The organism is Paenibacillus sp. HGH0039, assembly GCF_000411255.1.
GTDB lineage: Bacteria > Bacillota > Bacilli > Paenibacillales > NBRC-103111 > Paenibacillus_F.
The window spans coordinates 818,658-838,663 of the sequence record NZ_KE150412.1 but is presented as its reverse complement, the minus strand read 5'-3'; the positions used below and the strand labels follow the sequence as shown (position 1 = coordinate 838,663).

At 53.0% G+C, this 20,006-nt stretch carries 15 protein-coding genes; all 15 read left to right on the top strand.

Annotation, left to right across the window (positions count from 1 at the left end; genetic code table 11):
- Nucleotides 1-18 precede the first annotated feature (18 nt).
- Nucleotides 19-1,164, top strand: coding sequence for a 1-deoxy-D-xylulose-5-phosphate reductoisomerase (locus tag HMPREF1207_RS03440; protein WP_009676774.1), 1,146 nt, complete (start codon nt 19-21; stop codon nt 1,162-1,164).
- 199 nt (nt 1,165-1,363) lie between these two features.
- Nucleotides 1,364-2,614, top strand: coding sequence for an RIP metalloprotease RseP (gene rseP / locus HMPREF1207_RS03435; RefSeq protein WP_009676770.1), 1,251 nt, complete (start codon nt 1,364-1,366; stop codon nt 2,612-2,614).
- Nucleotides 2,615-2,723: 109 nt separating this feature from the next.
- Nucleotides 2,724-4,172, top strand: coding sequence for a proline--tRNA ligase (proS, locus tag HMPREF1207_RS03430; RefSeq protein WP_009676754.1), 1,449 nt, complete (start codon nt 2,724-2,726; stop codon nt 4,170-4,172).
- Nucleotides 4,173-4,289: 117 nt separating this feature from the next.
- Nucleotides 4,290-8,594: a PolC-type DNA polymerase III gene (locus HMPREF1207_RS03425; RefSeq protein ID WP_016423452.1), complete on the top strand. Its 4,305-nt coding sequence runs from the start codon at nt 4,290-4,292 to the stop codon at nt 8,592-8,594.
- 203 nt (nt 8,595-8,797) lie between these two features.
- Nucleotides 8,798-9,256: a ribosome maturation factor RimP gene (gene rimP / locus HMPREF1207_RS03420; protein WP_009672012.1), complete on the top strand. Its 459-nt coding sequence runs from the start codon at nt 8,798-8,800 to the stop codon at nt 9,254-9,256.
- 48 nt (nt 9,257-9,304) lie between these two features.
- Nucleotides 9,305-10,402: a transcription termination factor NusA gene (gene nusA, locus HMPREF1207_RS03415; RefSeq protein ID WP_009672008.1), complete on the top strand. Its 1,098-nt coding sequence runs from the start codon at nt 9,305-9,307 to the stop codon at nt 10,400-10,402.
- 26 nt (nt 10,403-10,428) lie between these two features.
- Nucleotides 10,429-10,740: an RNase P modulator RnpM gene (gene rnpM / locus HMPREF1207_RS03410; RefSeq protein ID WP_009672016.1), complete on the top strand. Its 312-nt coding sequence runs from the start codon at nt 10,429-10,431 to the stop codon at nt 10,738-10,740.
- Nucleotides 10,706-11,032, top strand: a complete 327-nt coding sequence (locus HMPREF1207_RS03405; RefSeq protein WP_016423451.1) for a YlxQ family RNA-binding protein — start codon at nt 10,706-10,708, stop codon at nt 11,030-11,032. Before rnpM ends, HMPREF1207_RS03405 begins: the two co-directional genes overlap by 35 nt.
- Before the next feature lie 82 nt (nt 11,033-11,114).
- Nucleotides 11,115-13,790 (top strand): translation initiation factor IF-2, encoded by a 2,676-nt coding sequence (infB, locus tag HMPREF1207_RS03400; RefSeq protein WP_442950131.1) that lies wholly within the window; start codon nt 11,115-11,117, stop codon nt 13,788-13,790.
- Between the two features lie 6 nt (nt 13,791-13,796).
- The gene (gene rbfA, locus HMPREF1207_RS03395; RefSeq protein WP_009672009.1) at nt 13,797-14,153 is read left to right on the top strand and encodes a 30S ribosome-binding factor RbfA; all 357 of its coding nucleotides are present in this window, start codon (nt 13,797-13,799) and stop codon (nt 14,151-14,153) included.
- Nucleotides 14,150-15,163 (top strand): DHH family phosphoesterase, encoded by a 1,014-nt coding sequence (locus HMPREF1207_RS03390; RefSeq protein ID WP_009672010.1) that lies wholly within the window; start codon nt 14,150-14,152, stop codon nt 15,161-15,163. The genes rbfA and HMPREF1207_RS03390 overlap by 4 nt, the downstream gene beginning before the upstream one ends.
- A complete protein-coding gene (gene truB, locus HMPREF1207_RS03385) occupies nt 15,160-16,095 on the top strand; it encodes a tRNA pseudouridine(55) synthase TruB (RefSeq protein ID WP_009672013.1) in 936 nt (311 codons plus the stop codon). Before HMPREF1207_RS03390 ends, truB begins: the two co-directional genes overlap by 4 nt.
- Nucleotides 16,096-16,181: 86 nt before the next feature.
- Nucleotides 16,182-17,126: a bifunctional riboflavin kinase/FAD synthetase gene (locus HMPREF1207_RS03380; protein WP_016423449.1), complete on the top strand. Its 945-nt coding sequence runs from the start codon at nt 16,182-16,184 to the stop codon at nt 17,124-17,126.
- A gap of 153 nt (nt 17,127-17,279) precedes the next feature.
- Nucleotides 17,280-17,549, top strand: a complete 270-nt coding sequence (gene rpsO / locus HMPREF1207_RS03375; protein ID WP_009674959.1) for a 30S ribosomal protein S15 — start codon at nt 17,280-17,282, stop codon at nt 17,547-17,549.
- A 251-nt stretch (nt 17,550-17,800) separates the two neighbouring features.
- Nucleotides 17,801-19,906: a polyribonucleotide nucleotidyltransferase gene (gene pnp / locus HMPREF1207_RS03370; RefSeq protein ID WP_009674966.1), complete on the top strand. Its 2,106-nt coding sequence runs from the start codon at nt 17,801-17,803 to the stop codon at nt 19,904-19,906.
- The last annotated feature ends 100 nt before the right edge of the window (nt 19,907-20,006 follow it).

Below are 20,006 nucleotides of genomic sequence, written 5' to 3'. Positions count from 1 at the left end.
CATCCAACGGGGGAGAATATGAATAAACGAATAGCGATACTTGGCTCCACCGGATCGATCGGTACGCAAACGCTTGATGTCATTGCCCATCATCCGGATCAATTTACCGTAGAGGCTCTTGCCGGCGGACGGAACGTGGAGCTTCTAGCCGAGCAAATCCGCCGGTTCAAGCCGAAACTGGCTTCCGTGGCTACCCGCGAACTGGCGGATCGGTTGTCCGCTTTAGTACCCGCAGGTACGCGTATTTTGTTCGGTGAAGAGGGTCTTCTGGAGACGGCAGCCGGAACCGATGCGGATTTTGTCGTAACGGCCGTAGTCGGCAACCAGGGGCTGGAACCGACGATCGCCGCGATTGAAGCGGGCAAAACGATCGGCCTTGCGAATAAAGAGCCGCTTGTGAGCGCGGGGCATCTGGTAACGGAAGCCGCGAAACGCAAAGGTGTGCGGCTGCTGCCTATCGACAGCGAACATTCCGCGATTTTCCAGTGTCTGAACGGCGAACGCCGGGAGGAGATCAGGAAAATTACCATTACGGCTTCCGGCGGTTCTTTCCGGGACCGTAGCCGGGCGGAGCTGGAAGGCGTTACGGTCGAGCAGGCGTTGAACCATCCGAACTGGTCCATGGGTGCGAAGATTACGATCGACTCGGCCACGATGGTCAACAAAGGGCTTGAAGTCATGGAAGCCCATTGGCTTTTTGACCTGCCCTACGATCAAATCGGCGTGCTTTTGCATCCGGAAAGCATCATCCACTCTTACGTTGAGTTCAAGGATAGCAGCATCATAGCCCAGCTCGGAAACCCGGACATGCGCGTGCCGATCCAATATGCGCTGTCCTACCCGAACCGGCTGCTTTCTCCTGCGAAATCCCTGGATTTGGCGGAAATCGCTACACTGAATTTCCGTCCCATGGATTTCGACCGGTTCCCGTGCCTCCGGATGGCTTACGAAAGCGGCCGGACCGGAGGCACGGCGCCAACCGTGTTCAACGCGGCTAACGAACAAGCCGTTGCGAAGTTTTTGCAGGGAGAGATTCCTTTTCTCCGCATTGAAACCATCATAGAAGAATGTCTGCAAAGACACTCGGTCATGAGCAGTCCCCAGATCGGTGATATTTTGGAAGCCGACCGGTGGGCGCGTGAAACCGCGTCTCTGCTCGGCTGAGCCTCGATGAAGGATAAACCGACCGCTCTGGAAATTTTCCGGACGGCCGGTTTTTTAGTCTATGAGCTCCATGTTCCTGCGTATACTTACATAGGCGATTGCTTGTATTAGGCCGCTCAATAATGGTACATTAGGAACATACGTAAGCATAAACGAGACGGCTTTCAGGAGAGAAAGCGCCGGAGGAGGCAGATGCGGGTTGGGAAGCATTGAGACAGGACTGAAAATCGTCCTTATGTTCTTCGTCCTCGTTACGATTCACGAGTGGGGACATTTTTATTTTGCGAAACGGGCCGGAATTTTGGTGCGTGAATTCGCTATCGGGTTCGGACCAAAATTGTTTTCATATAAAAAGGGCGAAACTCGTTATACCTTGAGATTGCTCCCGTTCGGCGGCTATGTCCGCATGGCGGGCGAGGATCCGGAAATCGTTCAAATCCAGGACGGACAGACGATAGCCGTAAAGTTAAACAAGGACAATCAAGTCACTAAACTTTATTTGGACCAGCTTGACCAGCGGGCGAATGTCATCCAAGGTGCCGTGCAGCAGATCGATCTGGAAAAAGACCTTTTTGTAAAGCTTGAAGTGGGAGACGAGCAGGTCCGTTACCCTGTTCAGCCGGATGCCCTCATGGTTACCCGCGGTGTGGAGACGCAGATTGCGCCGCTTGACAGGCAGTTTGGCAGCAAGACGGTGGGGCAGCGTTTCCTGTCCATCCTGATGGGGCCGGTTATGAACTTTTTGCTGGCCGCGGTACTGTTTCTTACCCTCGTTATTATGCAGGGAGTTCCGACGAACGTAAAAGTTGACAAGTTGGAGCCAGGCCGTCCGTCCGAGAAAGCGGGACTTATGGCCGGAGACATCATCGTTTCGGTGAATCAGGAAACGATCGGGGACAACCGCGAGAAGTTTATGAAAGTGGTCGGTTCCTCCCCTAACCAGAAAATGAACTGGGTGATCCAGCGGAGCGGCGTAGAGAAGAAAATCGAAATCACTCCGGATGAGAACGGCAAGGTCGGGGTTTATATCACGGGAGACAAGCGTTCGGCTTCCTTCGGCGAGACGTTGAAGGGCACCTACAACTACGTTTCGACCTCGACGGTAGGTATTCTCGACGGATTCAAGAAACTTGTGCTCGGGCAGTTCAAAATGGACGACCTGGGCGGTCCGGTGCGCATCGTGCAGGTAACCGGCGAATTCGCCAGCCACGGCAGTGAATCGTACATTTACTGGGTCGCGCTGCTCAGCCTGTATTTAGGGCTCTTTAACCTGCTTCCGTTTCCTGCGCTGGACGGAAGCCGGCTCGTATTCCTCGCCATCGAAGCGGTTCGCGGCAAGCCGGTTGATCCCAACCGCGAAAGCATGGTTCACTTTATCGGCTTTGCCATGCTCATGTTATTGATGGTCGCCGTGACCTACAACGATATTTTACGTTTAATTAAAAGCTAATCTGTATTATGATAGATAGATGTAACCGTTAGGTGAAACGATGCCTGTCCGTCCGCCCGGGCGAACCTTGCGTTTGCCCCGCCGGACGGACTTCCGTAGGAGGATCCGTATGTCCAAAGATAAACAGTTTGTCCGGGAAATCACGCCGCAGGGTGAAGATTTCTCCCAGTGGTACATTGATGTTATCAAAAAAGCCGATCTTATGAGCTATTCCCCGGTTCGCGGGTGCATGGTCTTCAAGCCGGACGGCTACGAGATTTGGGAAAATATCCAGCGTGAGCTGGACAAGCGTTTCAAGGAAACCGGGCACCGCAACGCCTACTTTCCGCTTTTCATCCCGGAGAGCTTTTTCCAGAAAGAGAAGGAGCACGTGGAAGGCTTCAATCCGGAACTTCCCTGGGTAACCGAAGCGGGAGGAGAGAAGCTCGAAGAGCGTCTGGCCATCCGTCCGACTTCCGAGACGATGATCGGCCATATGTACGCGGAATGGATCAATTCCTACCGTGATCTGCCGCTCCTTATCAATCAGTGGGCGAACGTGGTCCGCTGGGAGAAACGTACCCTGCCATTCCTTCGTACGACGGAGTTTTTATGGCAGGAAGGGCATACCGCTCACGAAGACGAAGAAGATGCTCGCCGCGAAACGATGCAGATGCTGGAAATTTACAGAGACTTCGCCGAGAATTTCCTTGCCATGCCGGTCATTATCGGTCAGAAAACACCTTCCGAGAAGTTTGCCGGAGCGGTGGATACCTTCTCGATCGAAGCGATGATGAAAGACGGCAAAGCGGTACAAGCGGGTACTTCGCATTACCTGGGCACTAACTTTGCGGTTGCTTTCGATATTAAATATTTGAACCGGGAAAATCAGCACCAGTTCGTGCACACTACCTCCTGGGGAGTAAGCACACGTCTGATCGGCGCGACGATCATGGCGCACGGGGACGACCGCGGACTGGCACTGCCGCCTAAAGTAGCTCCTACACAAGTGATCATGATCCCGATAGGTCCTCCTAAAACGAGGGAGCAGGTCGTGGCCCGCACGGACGAGCTGTTTGACGAATTGAAGCAGGCAGGTGTCCGGGTAAGAGTGGACGACCGTGCGGATCTGAGCCCGGGCTGGAAATTCAACGAGTACGAAATGCGCGGCGTTCCTATCCGTGTCGAGCTGGGACCGCGCGATATGGAGAACGGTCAGATCGTTCTCGTTTCCCGGATTACCGGAGAGAAGAAAATCGTCCAGCAGGTCAACTTCGTTCAAGAAGTTCAGCAGCTTTTGGAAGAGATACACCAGGAGATGTTCAATCGTGCGAAGCAGCACCTCGAAGAACATTTGATCGCGGTAGACACGCTGGATGAGTTCAAACAATACTTGGAAACGAACCGCGGGTTTGCGCTTGCAGGCTGGTGCGGTTCGGAAGCTTGTGAAGCCCAGGTCAAAGAAGAGGCGGGAGCAACGAGCCGTAACATTCCGTTTTCGCCGCGGGAATCGAAAGAAACCTGTCTGGTTTGCGGAGATAAAGCCAAACACACCGTCGTTTTCGGTAAATCTTATTAAGCACGATTACAATGAAGGGCAAACGAGATTACTTTCTCTCTTTGTCCTTTTCTTTTTCCGGCCGGGTGAGAGTAAGGCGGCAATCGGAGCAAACCGGAAGCTTGGGGGAGGGAAGACATGAGTCAGACACCGGATAAAAGGCAGCGGTTCGAGCTTCTGATGAAGCAGGCGGACATACCGCACGAGATGTCAACGGTTCATTTTGCGGACGGGTATATCGACAAAGTAGAAATCAGCCGGAAAAACCGGGAGTGGACCTTCCATCTGGTAAAGCAGGAGTTGGTCCCGCAGGACGTGTACCGTTCTTTCTGCCGGAACGTGCAAGAAAAGTTCGCTCATATCGCCAAGACGCGATTTGTCATACACATGGAGAATGCCGAGCCGGGCAGGCTCGTGGAAGAATATTGGAGCCTTTTTCTGGAGTGGGTACAGCGCGAAGCCGTTACGGTAAACGGGTGGCTGAGCAAAGCCAAAACCGAAGTGCAGGGAAATCAGCTGACTTTGATTCTGCTGGATCAGATCGGTTTTGAGCTCGCGAAGAAAAAGAACATGGATAACTGGGTGAAATCCTTCTTCCAGGATTATTTTAAAACCGAGTTTACCGTGAAGTATGCGCTCAACGAGAAAAGCACCGAGGAATTCGAACGGTTTGCCCAGCAGATCGTCGAAGAGGAGAAGCTCGTTACACAGGAGATTATGCAGTCCATCGAGCAGGAGCTCCAGGCTTCGGCGATCCCGGATGCGGATGTCCGGCTCATGGTCGGCTACGATATTAAAGATGCGCCCGTGCCGATTCAGGATATTGTGGAAGAGGAGAAGAAGGTTACCATTCAAGGGGCCGTCTTCAATCTGGAAGTGAAAGAGCTGCGGAACGGCAGCACCCTTTATTCGTTTAACGTTACCGACTACACCGATTCCATTATGCTGAAATCGTTCGGGAAGACGAAGGAAGACGTGCGCATTCTCAATCTGCTCTCCAACGGCTGCTGGATCCGTGCGCGCGGACGCGTGGAATACGATCGTTTCATGATGGTGCCCGAGCTTGTCATGATCCCGTCGGATATCAACGAAGTACTGCCGCCCAAGGGAAGAATGGATGACGCCGAAGAGAAACGCGTGGAATTCCACCTGCATACGACGATGAGTACGATGGACGGAATCACTCCGGTGGACCAGTACATCAAGACGGCTGCAAAATGGGGCCACAAAGCGATCGCCATCACAGATCACAGCGGGGTTCAAAGCTACCCGGATGCGAACAAGGCGGGCAAGAAAAACGGCATCAAGGTGATTTACGGCGTTGAAGCGAATGTGGTGAACGATTCCGTTCCGATCGTCTTAAACCCGATTGATGCGGATTTGAAGCAGGCCACTTACGTCGTGTTTGATATCGAGACCACCGGGCTGTCCGTTCTGAATAATAAAATTATCGAGATTGCCGGCGTGAAGGTACAGGAAGGCAAAGAAATCGACCGTTATTCTACGTTTATCCAGCCGCATGAAAAAATTCCTTATCACATCCAGCAACTCACCAATATCACCGATGAGATGGTAAAAGACGCGCCGGAGCTCGCGGACGAGCTCCCCAAGTTTATCGACTTTATCGGCGATTCCGTGCTTGTCGCTCATAACGCGCGGTTCGATATCGGCTTTATTCAGGCCAACTTGAAAAGATTGGGCCACCCGCAGATGACGAATGCGGTTCTCGATACGCTGGAAATGGCCAGACTGCTTTTCCCTTCCATGAAAAACCACAGGCTGAACACCTTGTCGGACAAATTTAAAGTAAGTCTGGAAAACCATCACAGGGCGATTGACGATACGATTGCGCTGGGACATGTTCTCCAGCATTTGATTAACGAGGCCTACGACCGGAATATCACGAATCTTGGACGTATGAATGATTTTGTCGGGAAAGACTTGTCGAATCAGCGTCCGTTCCACTGCTGCATTTATGCGACGAATGCGATCGGAAAGAAAAATCTGTTCAAACTGATTTCCATTTCCCATACGGAGTACTTCAACAAAGTGGCGACGATTCCGAAAAGCAGGCTCATCGAGCTTAGGGAAGGGCTGCTTATTGCTTCGGGCTGCGAGAAAGGCGAGTTTTTCGAGACGGTTCTTAACAAATCGCAGGAAGAGGCCGAGCAGGTATCCGAGTTTTACGATGTGCTGGAAATCCAGCCCGTCAGTTACAACATGCATCTGGTGGATAGAGGACTGGTCGGCAGCCGAGCGGATCTGGAAGACGCGGTGAAGCGGATTGTCGCCATCGGCGCAAAACAGGGGAAACCCGTTATTGCGACGGGGAACGTCCATTACCTGGAGCCCCGGGACAAAGTCGCGCGGGATATTACGATCAATGGCATCACCGGCTTCAGTCCTCTCAAAGACATGAAGAAGCCGGACGCTCATTTCCGCACGACACGCGAGATGCTGGAAGAATTCCGTTTCCTCGGTCAGGAAAAGGCCCATGAAGTCGTGGTGCGCAATACAAACGATCTGGCCGACCGCTTTGAAGAAATCGAGCTGTTTCCGACCAAGCTGTTCACGCCGATCATTGAAGGAGCGGACGACGAAATCCGCAACAAATGCTATGAGACGGCCCGTCAGATTTACGGGGATGAAGTTCCAGAAATTGTCGTGCAGCGGCTTGAAAAAGAACTGGTGCCGATCATCAAATACGGGTTCTCGGCCAACTATCTCATTTCGGAACGGCTCGTTAAAAAATCCAACGAAGACGGCTATCTCGTCGGTTCCCGGGGATCGGTCGGCTCCTCCGTAGTCGCCACATTCCTGGGCATTTCGGAAGTTAACCCTCTCCCGCCGCATTATATTTGCCGCTCGTGCAAATTCAGCGAATGGTTTACGGACGGAAGCATTCCGAGCGGGTTCGACCTGCCGGATAAGACCTGCCCGACCTGTGGCGACAAGCTTAAAGGCGAGGGCCAGGACATTCCGTTCGAAACGTTCCTCGGATTTAAAGGGGACAAGGTTCCCGATATCGACTTGAACTTTTCCGGGGAGTACCAGCCGGTCGCTCATAACTACACCAAGGTTCTTTTCGGCGAAAAAAGCGTGTTCCGCGCAGGCACCATCGGTACCATTGCGGATAAGACAGCCTTCGGTTATGTGAAAAAGTATGAGGAAGGCCAGGGCAAAAAATGGCGGAACGCCGAAATTGTAAGGCTGGCCTCCGGATGTACCGGCGTTAAGCGAAGTACCGGACAGCATCCCGGCGGTATTGTCGTCGTGCCGGATTATATGGAAGTGGACGATATCACTCCCGTTCAATTCCCGGCCGATGATAAGAATTCCGAGTGGAAAACGACGCATTTCGACTATCACGCGTTTGACGCCAACCTGCTCAAGCTCGATATTCTGGGGCACGACGATCCGACCATGATGCGTATGCTTCAGGATTTGACCGGCATTGATCCGACGACGATTCCGATGAACGATCCTAAAGTGATGAGCATTTTTCATTCGACGGATGCGCTCGGAGTTCCGCCTGAAAAAATCCGGACGCCTGTGGCCACCTATGGAGTTCCCGAGATGGGAACGAAGTTTGTCCGGCAGATGCTTCAGGAAACTCATCCGAGCAGCTTTGCCGATCTGCTGCAAATTTCCGGGCTCTCCCACGGAACCGGCGTATGGCTGGGCAATGCGCAGGAACTGATCAAGAAGGGCATTTGCAACATTAAGACCGTAATCGGCTGCCGGGACGATATTATGCTCTATCTCATTTATAAAGCCGGCATGGATGCGGGCCTGGCCTTCAAAATCACGGAGAGCGTACGTAAAGGGAAAGGCCTTACCGATGAGTGGAAGGAAGACATGAAGAAGCACAATGTGCCTGCCTGGTACATTGAATCCTGCGAGCGGATCGAATATATGTTCCCGAAAGCCCACGCCGCCGCTTACGTTATTTCCGCGGTGCGTACGGCTTACTTCAAGGTTTACCACCCGATCGCGTACTATGCGACCTATTTTACGGTCCGTGCGGAGGACTTTGATCTGGAACTGCTCTGCCAGGGCTACGATGCGATCATGAAAAAGCTGATCGAAATCGAGGAGAAAGGGTTCCAGGCTCTTCCGAAGGAAAAAGCGATGATTTCCATTCTCGAGATGGCGCTGGAAATGACCGCACGCGGATTCAGCTTCAAGCCCATCGACTTATATCGCTCCGACGCCACGAAGTTTATTATTGACGGGGATTCGCTTATTCCGCCGTTCTCGGCCGTACCGGGAATCGGGGAGAATGCGGCCCGAAACATTGCCGCTTCCAAGGAAAGCGGGGACTTTCTTTCGATCGAAGATTTCCAAAATCGTTCGAAGGCTTCGAAGACGGTCGTCGAACTGTTGAACGGCATGGGCTGCTTCCGGGGACTGCCGGAATCCAATCAGCTGTCCTTGTTTTAGCGGGCGCGAAGCGTAGGGGTGACAAGGTGAGTAACTTTTTCTTACTATTGTCAACCTTTAGACGGTTATGGTATAATTTTTCTTGGCAATAATGAGGATATCGACTGTGAACCGGAGAGTGGGGAAACCCACTCTTTACATTTTGCTAAGACTTTTTGGCAGGTTCACCGGGAAGGTCATACAGGAGGGTAGAGAGAAAACATATGAATTCACCAATTAAATCCGTCGTGGAAGATATGCTGCTGGATTATTTCAACGAGCAAGGCTTTGAGCTTGTCGACATCGAATACGTCAAGGAAGGAAGCAACTGGTTTCTCCGTGTATTCGTAGACAAAGAAGGCGGCATTGATATCGACGATTGCGGCCGCATCAGCGAATTCTTAAGCTCGAAACTTGATGAGAACGATCCGATTCCGACGGCTTATTTCCTGGAAGTCTCTTCACCGGGTGCCGAGAGGCCGCTAAAAAAACCGGAAGACATTAAGAAGGCTGTTGGCAAACATGTATTTGTAACTACATACGAGCCAATTGACAATAGCAAGGAATTCGAAGGTGAGCTTCTGTCGTTCGACGACGAGGAGCTTGTTGTGCAAACCCCGAAGAAACGCAGCGCCATTCCATACAGCAAAGTGGCCAGCGCGAGGCTTGCCATCGTATTCTGACGCGGTTAACCGCGTCTGCGAACCATTGAAAGGGGGAACTCGGTTCAAATGAACATGGATTTTATCGAAGCGTTGGCTGAAATCGAAAGAGAGAAAGGCATTTCCAAGGATCTGCTGATTGATGCGATTGAAGCCGCGATGATTTCCAGCTATAAACGCAACTTTAACACAGCACAGAATGTGCGCGTGGATATTAATCGGCAAACCGGCACCATCCGCGTCTACGCACGCAAAACCGTCGTGGAGGATGTGCTGGACCCGAGGCTGGAAATCACGCTGCATGCTGCGCGGGAAATCAACCAGAATTATACGATGGACGATATTGTAGAGATTGAGGTTACACCGCGAGACTTCGGACGCATTGCGGCTCAGACCGCCAAGCAGGTTGTGACGCAGCGTATCCGCGAAGCCGAGCGTGGACTTATTTACAATGCTTTTATCGAGAAAGAAGAAGACATCGTTACGGGCATCGTACAGCGTCAGGATCAGCGCCACTATTATATCGATCTTGGCAAGGTGGAAGCGGTTCTGCCTCTCACCGAGGTCATGCCCAACGAGAAATTCAAGCAAGGCGAGCGTGTTAAAGCGTATATTACCAAAGTGGAAAACACGACAAAAGGTCCTCAAATCATTTTGTCCCGTACACATCCGGGGCTTCTCAAGCGCCTTTTCGAGCTGGAAGTTCCAGAGATCTACGAAGGCGTCGTAGAAATCAAGTCCGTTGCCAGGGAAGCCGGCTTCCGTTCCAAGATCGCCGTGCACTCCCGCAATACCGAAGTGGACCCTGTCGGTTCCTGCGTAGGTCCCAAAGGACTGCGTGTCCAGACGATCGTCGGCGAACTCCGCGGCGAGAAGATCGACATCGTACGCTGGATGGAGAGCGTGGAAGAGTACGTCGCTAACGCGCTCAGCCCTTCGAAGGTATTGGAAGTCAACGTGTTCGAGAATGAGAAGATGGCCCGCGTCATCGTTCCGGATTATCAGCTTTCGCTGGCAATCGGGATCAAGGGTCAGAACGCGCGTTTGGCCGCCAAGCTTACCGGCTGGAAAATCGACATCAAGAGCGAGGCGCAGGCGGAGCAGGAATACGGCCGTCCGAGATCGCAGATCGAGGAAATGCATCAAGATTCCGTCAGCTTTGACTGACGCCGGCGGGGCGAGGTGAGGATGACGTGAAACAGCGGAAAATACCTCTGCGCAAATGTGTGGCCTGCCAGGAAATGATGCCGAAGAAAGAATTGATTCGGGTCGTTCGTACCCCCGAAGGGGAGATCCAAATCGATCTGAAAGGCAAAAAATCGGGCAGAGGCGCTTATTTGTGCGGCAAAGTGGCTTGCTTCAGGCTTGCCAAAAAATCCAAAGCGCTGGACCGTGCGTTGAAGCAATCGGTGGGCGCTCCCATTTATGATCAGCTTGAACAGGATTTTATCCAGGTGGAAGAAGAATTCCATGCGGGCAAAGATGGGATGGACGATGACGAATAAAAATTATTTTTCAAACTTAGGTCTCGCCATGAGAGCAGGCAAGCTTGTCACCGGAGAAGAGAGCGTGCTGAAGGCTATCCGCTCGGGTGATGCGAAGCTGGTCATTATGGCGGAAGATGCGGCTGACAATACAAGCAAGAAGTTTCAGGACAAATGCCGTTCATACGACGTACCTTTGCTGGTCCTGGGCAACCGTGAGGAACTTGGTTCCAGCATAGGGAAGGAAGCTCGAGTCACGATTGCCGTCGTTGACGACGGCTTCGCCAGGATGCTGAAAAAGTATCGGGTATAACCTCCGGAGGTGAATGGGTTTGACAAATAAACAAGATCCTAAGGATAAACTTCGGGTTTATGAATATGCCAAATCTTTGAATATGAGCAGCAAGGAAATTATAACGATCCTGAAGCGTTTGAATATCCCCGTGAACAACCACATGAGCGTTATGGAAAACAATGCGGTCAGCAGCGTAGAAAAGTTTTTCCGTGACATTAAAGCGAATGCGGCTGCCAAACGGGCAGGGTCAGATGGAGGTAACGTGAGTCCAAATTCAAATCAACCCAAACAAGACAATCAGTCCAACCCTAAAGCAGAGGTGAGCGCTAAGCAGCCTGTGCAGCAAGCGGGGTCCGAACAAGCGAAGAAAGAGGAGCGTCCGGCTGCGCAAGCACGTCCGCAAGGCTCCCAGGATAACCGTGCACCGCGTCCGAGCGGTGACGGAAGAACGGGCGCGCCGCGCGGCGACCGTCCGCAAGGCCAAGGCGCACCGCGCAGCGGCGGCCAAGGCGGCGGCCAGCGTCCGCAAGGCGGGCAGGGCGGATACAACCGCGGCCCGCAAAGCGGCGGTCAAGGCCGTCCGCAGGGCGGTCAGCGTCCGCAGGGTCAAGGCGGCGCTCCACGGAGCGGCGGTCAAGGCGGCGGCGGACCACGTCCGCAAGGCGGCCAGGGCGGCGGTTTCAACCGCGGACCTCAAGGCGGCAGCGGCGGTCAGCGTCCTCCGGGCGGCGGCGGTCAAGGCGGCCAGAACCGCGGCGGATCAGCCGGCGCCGGTGCAAGACCGGGCCAAGCTCCGCGCAGAACGGACGGACGTCCGGCTGCGGGCACGGATGCAGGCCGCGGCGGCCAGCGTACGGGCGACAACAGACAGGGCAACCGCGACGACCGCAGCAAATCCAGCCGTTACGACGACGGACGCGGCGGACGCGGCGGCGCAGGCAACCGTGGCGGCAACAACCGCGGCGGACGCAATAACGGCCGCGGACGCGGTCAAGATATGGTTAAGAAAGAAAAGATCGACAACACACCGAAGAAGATTATTGTGCGCGGCGCAATGACGGTCGGTGAACTTGCGAAACTTCTCCACAAGGACGTTTCCGAAGTCATCAAGAAGCTCCTGTTCCTCGGCGTGATGGCTACCATCAACCAGGAACTCGATCTCGATACGATTCAGCTCGTAGCCGGGGAGTATAATGTCGAAGTGGATCTCAAAATCCGTGTCGAAGACGACCGTTTCGAGCTGGAAGAAGAAGTGGACGATGCGGCGGATCTGAAAGAACGTCCTCCGGTCGTTACCATTATGGGTCACGTTGACCATGGTAAAACAACCCTTCTTGACGCAATCCGTCATACAAGCGTGACGGAAGGCGAAGCGGGCGGTATTACCCAGCATATCGGGGCCTACCAGGTTGAAGCGAACGGCAAGAAAATTACGTTCCTCGATACCCCTGGTCACGAAGCTTTCACGACTATGCGTGCACGCGGCGCTCAGGTGACCGACATCACGATTATCGTCGTAGCGGCGGATGACGGCGTTATGCCGCAAACCGTCGAGGCGATTGCCCATGCGAAAGCGGCAGGCGTGCCGATTATCGTGGCGGTCAACAAAATCGATAAGCCGGAAGCCAATGTGGAAAAAATCAAACAAGCTCTTACCGAGTATGAACTCGTACCGGAAGAGTGGGGCGGCGACACGATCTTCTGCGAAGTTTCGGCTAAACAGCGGATCGGCCTGGAAAACCTGCTTGAAATGATTCTTCTCGTGGCTGAGGTTCAGGAATATAAAGCAAATCCGGATAAACGCGCCAGAGGTACGGTAATCGAAGCGGAGCTGGATAAAGGACGCGGTCCTGTAGCCCGCATTCTCGTACAGCACGGTACGCTCAAAGTCGGCGACAGTTTTGTTGCAGGCGTATGTTTCGGCCGTGTCCGCGCAATGGTAAATGATAAAGGCAAACGTCTTAAAGAAGCGGGTCCTTCGACTCCGGTTGAAATCACCGGCCTCACGGAGGTTCCGCAAGCGGGAGATCCGCTGCTTGCCTTCGAAGACGAGCGCAAAGCGCGCGATATTGCCGATAAGCGTGCTATCACGCTCCGCCAGTCCGAGCTTACGGCGAATTCCCGCGTTACGCTGGATGATCTGTATAAGCACATCAAAGACGGTGAAATTAAAGACCTGAACGTTATTATCAAAGCGGACGTTCAAGGCTCTCTCGAAGCGCTGCGCGGTTCCCTCGAGAAAATCGAAGTGGAAGGCGTACGCGTGAAGATGATTCACACGGGCGTAGGCGCCATCACCGAGTCCGACATTATTCTGGCATCGGCTTCCAATGCCATTATTATCGGCTTCAACGTTCGTCCGGAGCCTGCCGCTCAAGTAACGGCGGATCAGGAGAAAGTAGACATTCGTCTGCACCGGATCATCTACAATGTGATTGAAGAAATTGAACAAGCCATGAAGGGTATGCTCGATCCGATTTTCAAAGAAAACATTATCGGGCATGCGGAAGTCCGCAACACCTTCAAAATTACGGGCGTGGGGACCATTGCGGGTTGTATGGTTACCTCCGGCAAAATTGCGCGTAATGCGGAAGTTCGTCTGCTTCGCAGCAACATCGTAGTCTACGAAGGCAAAGTGGACGCGCTGAAACGCTTCAAAGACGACGCCAAAGAAGTGGCGCAAGGTTACGAGTGCGGTATTTCCCTGGAAAAATACAATGATATTAAAGAAGGGGACATCATCGAAGCCTTCGTCATGGAAACAGTAGAGAGGTGATCAGCTATGGCTAGAGTTCGTGTAGGCAGAGTGGGGGAGCAGGTCAAGAAAGAGATCAGCCAAATTTTGCAGAGCGAAATTAAAGACCCCCGCATCGGATTTCTTACGGTAACCGGGGTTGACGTAACGAATGATCTGTCTCAGGCCAAAGTTTATCTCAGTGTGCTGGGTACGGACGAGCAAAAGGAAGGAACTTTGAAAGCCTTAAGCAGTGCGAGCGGGTATATCCGTTCCGAGCTGGGCAAAAGAATCCGATTGCGCAAAGTGCCCGAGCTTATCTTTAAATTCGACACATCGATTGATTACGGAAGCCGGATCGAAAGTCTGCTTCATGATCTTAACGATGGGAAATCCGCTGAATGACGGCGGGCCAGTTTATAGGCGGCGGCGCCTCCGGCAGCTACTTGGAGCAGTTGGAGGCGGCAAAGCAATTCATGCACGATCATAATGATTTCCTGGTGGTATCCCATGTCCAGCCGGACGGGGATGCCATTTCCTCTACTTTAGCCATTGCTTGGCTGCTTGACCGGATGGGAAAGCGCTATACGCTTGCTAACGAGGGAGACATACCGGAGAAATTCAGCAGACTCTGGGGGTTTGACGGCATACGGACTTTGTCCCAACTGCCCGATCACCTGTCCTATGATACGATTATAAGTGTGGATTGCGCCGATTTTTCAAGAATCGGACGGGTCAGCGAGAAATTTACCCCCGATGCCAAGCTGCTCAATATCGATCATCATGCGACTAACGACCGCTTCGGGGAATGTTCCGTTATACAGGCTTCCGCCGCGGCAACCGTTGAAATTATTTATGATTTATCCAAGTGCTTTCAAATGGAAGCGAATATCGATTTCGGGACCTGTATTTATACGGGACTGCTGACCGATACGGGAGGTTTCCGGTATTCCAGCACGACACCCAAAGTGATGCAGACAGCGGCAGACCTTTTGGAATGGGGAGTAAAAGGATCGGAACTCGCCGAAGCTTTTCTGGAGAGAATGACCTTCCAGCAGATTCGTATTCTTCAGCAGGGGCTCGCTACGCTTGATTTTCATAAAAACGGGCGGATATCGACAATTGCGGTATCCACCGAAGTGATCGAAGCGACAGGCGCCACCAACGAAGATATGGACGGGCTGGTCAATTACGCCCGTAATGTCGAGGGAGTCGAAGTCGGGCTCTTGTTCAAACAAAGAAATGCATCGGCGGTTAAAGTGAGCTTGCGCTCCGCAGGTGCGGTAGATGTGGCTCAGATCGCACAGTCGTTCGGAGGCGGGGGCCATGTCCGCGCCGCCGGCTGTACGATTAACGGCTCCATTGAGGAAGCCATCCGACGGGTTGTAGAGGAAGTAGGGAATAAACTGCCATGACGATAGAAGGAATACTTCCAATCCTCAAGCCAAAGGGAATGACTTCCCACGATGTGGTAGCGAAAGCGCGCCGTTTTCTTGGGATTAAGCGGATCGGTCATACCGGTACGCTTGATCCTGAGGTTACCGGCGTGCTGCCGCTTTGTATCGGCCGTGCAACCCGCATGGTCGAATACATCCAGGAGCTGCCGAAACAGTATGAGGCAGCCGTGGTTTTTGGATTGGCCACAGACACGGAAGATCTGAGCGGGAACGTGCTGGAAGAAATTCCGCTCGTTCAGCTTGCGGAGGACAAGGTCCGTTCCGTCATCCAGTCGTTCGTCGGAGAGATCAGCCAGGTTCCCCCGATGTATTCCGCCGTAAAAGTCGACGGAAAACGGTTGTACGAACTGGCGAGAGCGGGCGTGGAAGTCGAGCGTAAAGCCCGGAACGTAACCATTTACGAGATCGAGCTGCTCGAACTGGACCTGAACCGGGATCACCCGGAAGTCCGTTTCCGCGTGCTCTGCTCGAAGGGCACCTATATCCGTACCTTGTGTGTGGATATAGGAAGAGCCTTGGGCGTTCCGGCGGCGATGAAAGAGCTGGTCCGCTCTTCCACCGGACGAATCGGACTGGAGCAATGCGTGGCACTGGAAGACCTCCCTCGTTTGCGCGAGGAGGGTCTTCTGGATACAAAGATCATTCAGGCGGACCAGGCTGTGGATTACTTGCCTTCTCTCGTGTTGAATGAGCAGTTGTCCGTTTTTGCCCTGCAAGGACGCAAAGTCCGGCTCCATGAGGCGCCGGCTCTGCAGGGCAGTCGCGACAGCGAAACCGGAGTAGAACAGACGGGAATTATCCGTGTTTATGATCCTCATAAACGGTTTATCGGTCTCTTTTCCTGGAATGAGACGGAAGGACATCTTGCTCCCGTCAAAGTTTTTAATTAGGATGTAAGTAAGCCGGCCCTCGGCCGGAATCATCTAACCCCTGGCGGTATAAAGCGGTTCAAGGAATAGTAGGTGAACTCGTACCCATGCAAACCATTCATTTGTCTTATCCCATCGAAAATGCGGAACTTCTTCCGCTGGCCGGTAAAAAGGTCATCGCCATCGGCGATTTCGACGGTGTGCATCTCGGACACCGTGAAGTTATCCAGCGCGCTGTCGAGAATGCCCGCGAGCTGGGAGTCCCGGCCGCGATTATGACGTTCGATCCGCATCCGCGGGAGCTGCTCGGCCAGGAGAAGTATGCGCGGCTTCTGACGCCGACCTCCTACAAGATGGAGCTCTTCGAGAAGCTGGGCGTAGACTGCACGTACGTGCTCAAGTTTGATACGGCGCTGATGCAGGCTTCTCCGCAGCAGTTTGTCGATCGTGTCCTGGAGGCGCTTGGCGTTGAAACCGTCGTAGTCGGATTCGACTTTACGTTCGGCTACAAAGGCCGGGGAACGCCCGATACGCTCTGCGAGCTGGGGCATGGCCGTTTTGCGGTGGAGGTGATCCGCCCGTACCGGATGAACGGCGCCAAAGTCAGCTCCACGGCGATCCGCGAGGCGCTGCTCACCGGACACCCGCCGGCGGCTTCCGAACTCCTCGGCAGAGGCTACGGAATACGCGGTGTCGTCGTATCGGGCGATAAGCGCGGGCGTCAGCTCGGATTCCCTACGGCGAATCTGCAGATGTCCGAGAACTTTCTCGTGCCCGCTTCCGGCGTTTACGCCGTCCGTGCGTTTGTGGGAGGAAGCTGGTATCGGGCTGTTATGAACATCGGAACGAAGCCGACCTTCCACAGCGGTGAAGTGATGTCGCTCGAAGTGCATCTGCTTGACTTCGACCAGGACATTTACGGAAGCACCGTGTTTGTCGAATTTGTCGATTATTTGCGCCCCGAGCGCAAGTTTAACGGCATCGATGAGCTGATCACCCAGCTCAAAAGAGATGTAGCGACGGCTGAAGCGAAGTTTGCGCAGATTCTGTAGGCGTTGGCATTTACTTCTGTCCATCATGTATGCTATACTGATTTACGTTGCTTCGGCTTTGCCGTAAGCTTCAATTACGAACCTTGGCGCGGAGCCGCGCTTCACCGACGCACTCTGGGCCATAGGCGATTATATGAATAGGAGGTGATTGGGATGGCATTAACTCAAGAGCGTAAACAGGAACTGATTCAAACGCACAAAACGCATGAAAGCGATACGGGATCTCCCGAAGTGCAAATTGCTATCCTGACGGAAAACATCGTAAACCTTACGAGCCATTTCCGTACACACAAGAAAGACCATCATTCCCGTCGCGGACTTCTTAAAATGGTTGGTCAACGCCGCAAGCTGTTGGCATACCTTAAGAACAAAGACGTTAAACGCTACAGTGCTTTGATTGAAAAGCTCGGTCTGCGTAGATAAAATCCGCATTCAGAAAGCAACCCTGCTGTTCTCTGTGGTGGGCTCCGAGCCGAGCTTCCGCAGCGGCTCCGGGTTGCTTTTTGTGTATTTTAAATCGTTGCAAAGAAGGAAATACTGTACATACGCAGAATTATTAGGTGATGCAGGAGGCATGAGTTCCCGCAAATCCTACCGTTTTTACCAAATCGGAACCATTTTGCGCGGTATAGTTCGATTCCCGCGTGTTTTGAGATAAAATTAGGAGGTTTAGTATGGAAAAACGTGTGCAAATGGACTTGGCCGGACGTCCGCTTATCCTTGAAACCGGTCGTTTAGCCAAGCAAGCCAACGGCGCGGTACTTGCCCGCTATGGCGATACAGTTGTGCTCTGCACCGTGACCGCTTCCAGCGAGCCGAAAGATCTTGATTTCTTCCCGCTGACGGTCAACTATGAAGAGCGCTTATATGCCGCAGGTAAAATTCCGGGCGGGTTTATCAAAAGAGAAGGACGTCCGAGCGAGAAAGCGATTCTCTCCAGCCGTCTGACTGACCGTCCGATCCGTCCTCTGTTCCCGGAAGGATTCCGCAATGACGTACAGATCGTCGCGGTGGTCATGAGCGTGGATCAGGAATGTCCGCCGGAAATTACGGCCATGATCGGTGTATCCGCCGCACTGTCGATCTCCGACGTACCGTTCAGCGGTCCGGTCGGCGGCGTCATTGTAGGCCGCATCGACGGTAACTTCGTCGTGAACCCGACGCCGGCGCAGGAAGACAAGAGCGACGTACATCTCGTTGTGGCAGGTACCAAGGATGCCATTATGATGGTAGAAGCAGGCGCCGCCGAAGTACCGGAAGACGTTATGCTGGAAGCGATTATGTTCGGGCATGACGAGATCAAGAAAGTGATCGCCCTTCAGGAGCAGCTCGTTGCCGAAGCCGGCGTTCCTAAAATGGAAGTGAAGCTTCATACGGTAGACGGCGAAATCAACACAGCCGTGCGCGAGTTTGCCGAAGCCCGTCTCGTTGAAGCGATTAAGGTTCAAGAGAAGCATGCGCGCCAAGAAGCGATCGACGCGGTCAACGCGGATGCCGTTGCGCATTTTACGGCGCTCTATGAAGCAACGCCGGAGAAACTGAAAGACGTCAAAGAAGTGCTTCACGATATCGTGAAAGACGAAGTCCGCCGCCTTATCACGCATGACAAGGTAAGACCGGATGGACGCGCACTGGATGAAATCCGTCCGATCGACGTGGACATTAATCTGCTGCCGCGCACGCACGGTTCCGGACTGTTTACACGCGGTCAAACGCAAGCGTTAAGCGTATGTACGCTCGGGGCGCTCGGCGACGTACAGATTCTCGACGGTTTGGACCTCGAAGAAACCAAACGCTTTATGCACCATTATAACTTCCCGCCGTTCAGCGTAGGGGAAGCAAGACCGCTTCGTCCGCCGGGACGCCGCGAAATCGGACATGGCGCTCTCGGAGAACGCGCGCTTTCGTACGTTATTCCAAGCGAAGCCGAGTTCCCGTATACAATCCGTCTCGTTTCGGAAGTTCTGGAATCCAACGGTTCGAGCTCTCAAGCAAGCATTTGCGCTTCCACGCTGGCTATGATGGATGCGGGTGTTCCGATTAAAGCGCCGGTTGCCGGTATCGCCATGGGTCTTATTAAAGAAGGAGAGCATTTCTCCATTCTGACGGATATTCAAGGGATGGAAGATCATCTCGGGGATATGGACTTTAAAGTGGCAGGCACGTCCAAAGGGGTTACCGCTCTTCAAATGGACATCAAGATTGACGGAATTAATCGCGACATTTTGAAGCAGGCCCTGGATCAGGCTAAGGCAGGCCGTACGTTTATCATGAACAAAATGCTGGAGCGCATCTCGGAACCTAAGAAAGAACTTTCCGCATACGCACCTAAAATTGTCGTGATGCAGATCAACCCGGATAAGATCCGTGACGTGATCGGAGCAGGCGGCAAAATCATCAATAAAATTATTGAAGAAACCGGCGTTAAGATTGACATCGAGCAGGACGGCAAAGTCTTTATCGCTTCGTCGAACGCGGAGATGAACGAACGTGCCAAGCAGATTATCGAAGGTATCGTACGCGACGTCGTTGTCGGCGAAACTTACCTCGGTACGGTAAAACGCGTGGAGAAGTTCGGAGCTTTCGTAGAAGTGCTGCCGGGTAAAGAAGGACTTGTCCACATTTCCCAGCTGTCTACCGAACGGGTTGCCAAAGTGGAGGATGTCGTAAAAGTTGGCGATACGATTACCGTTAAAGTCACGGAAATCGACAATCAAGGACGCGTTAACCTGTCCCGCAAAGCAACGCTCGTGAACAACGAAGTTTCCACTCAATCCTAATAACCGAATCGCACTAAACATACAAAGAGCCAGATCTTTCTGTCTCTTTTTTGCATGTTTAAACCGAATTTTTACGTGCGCGGCTGTATCGTCCAAGTCA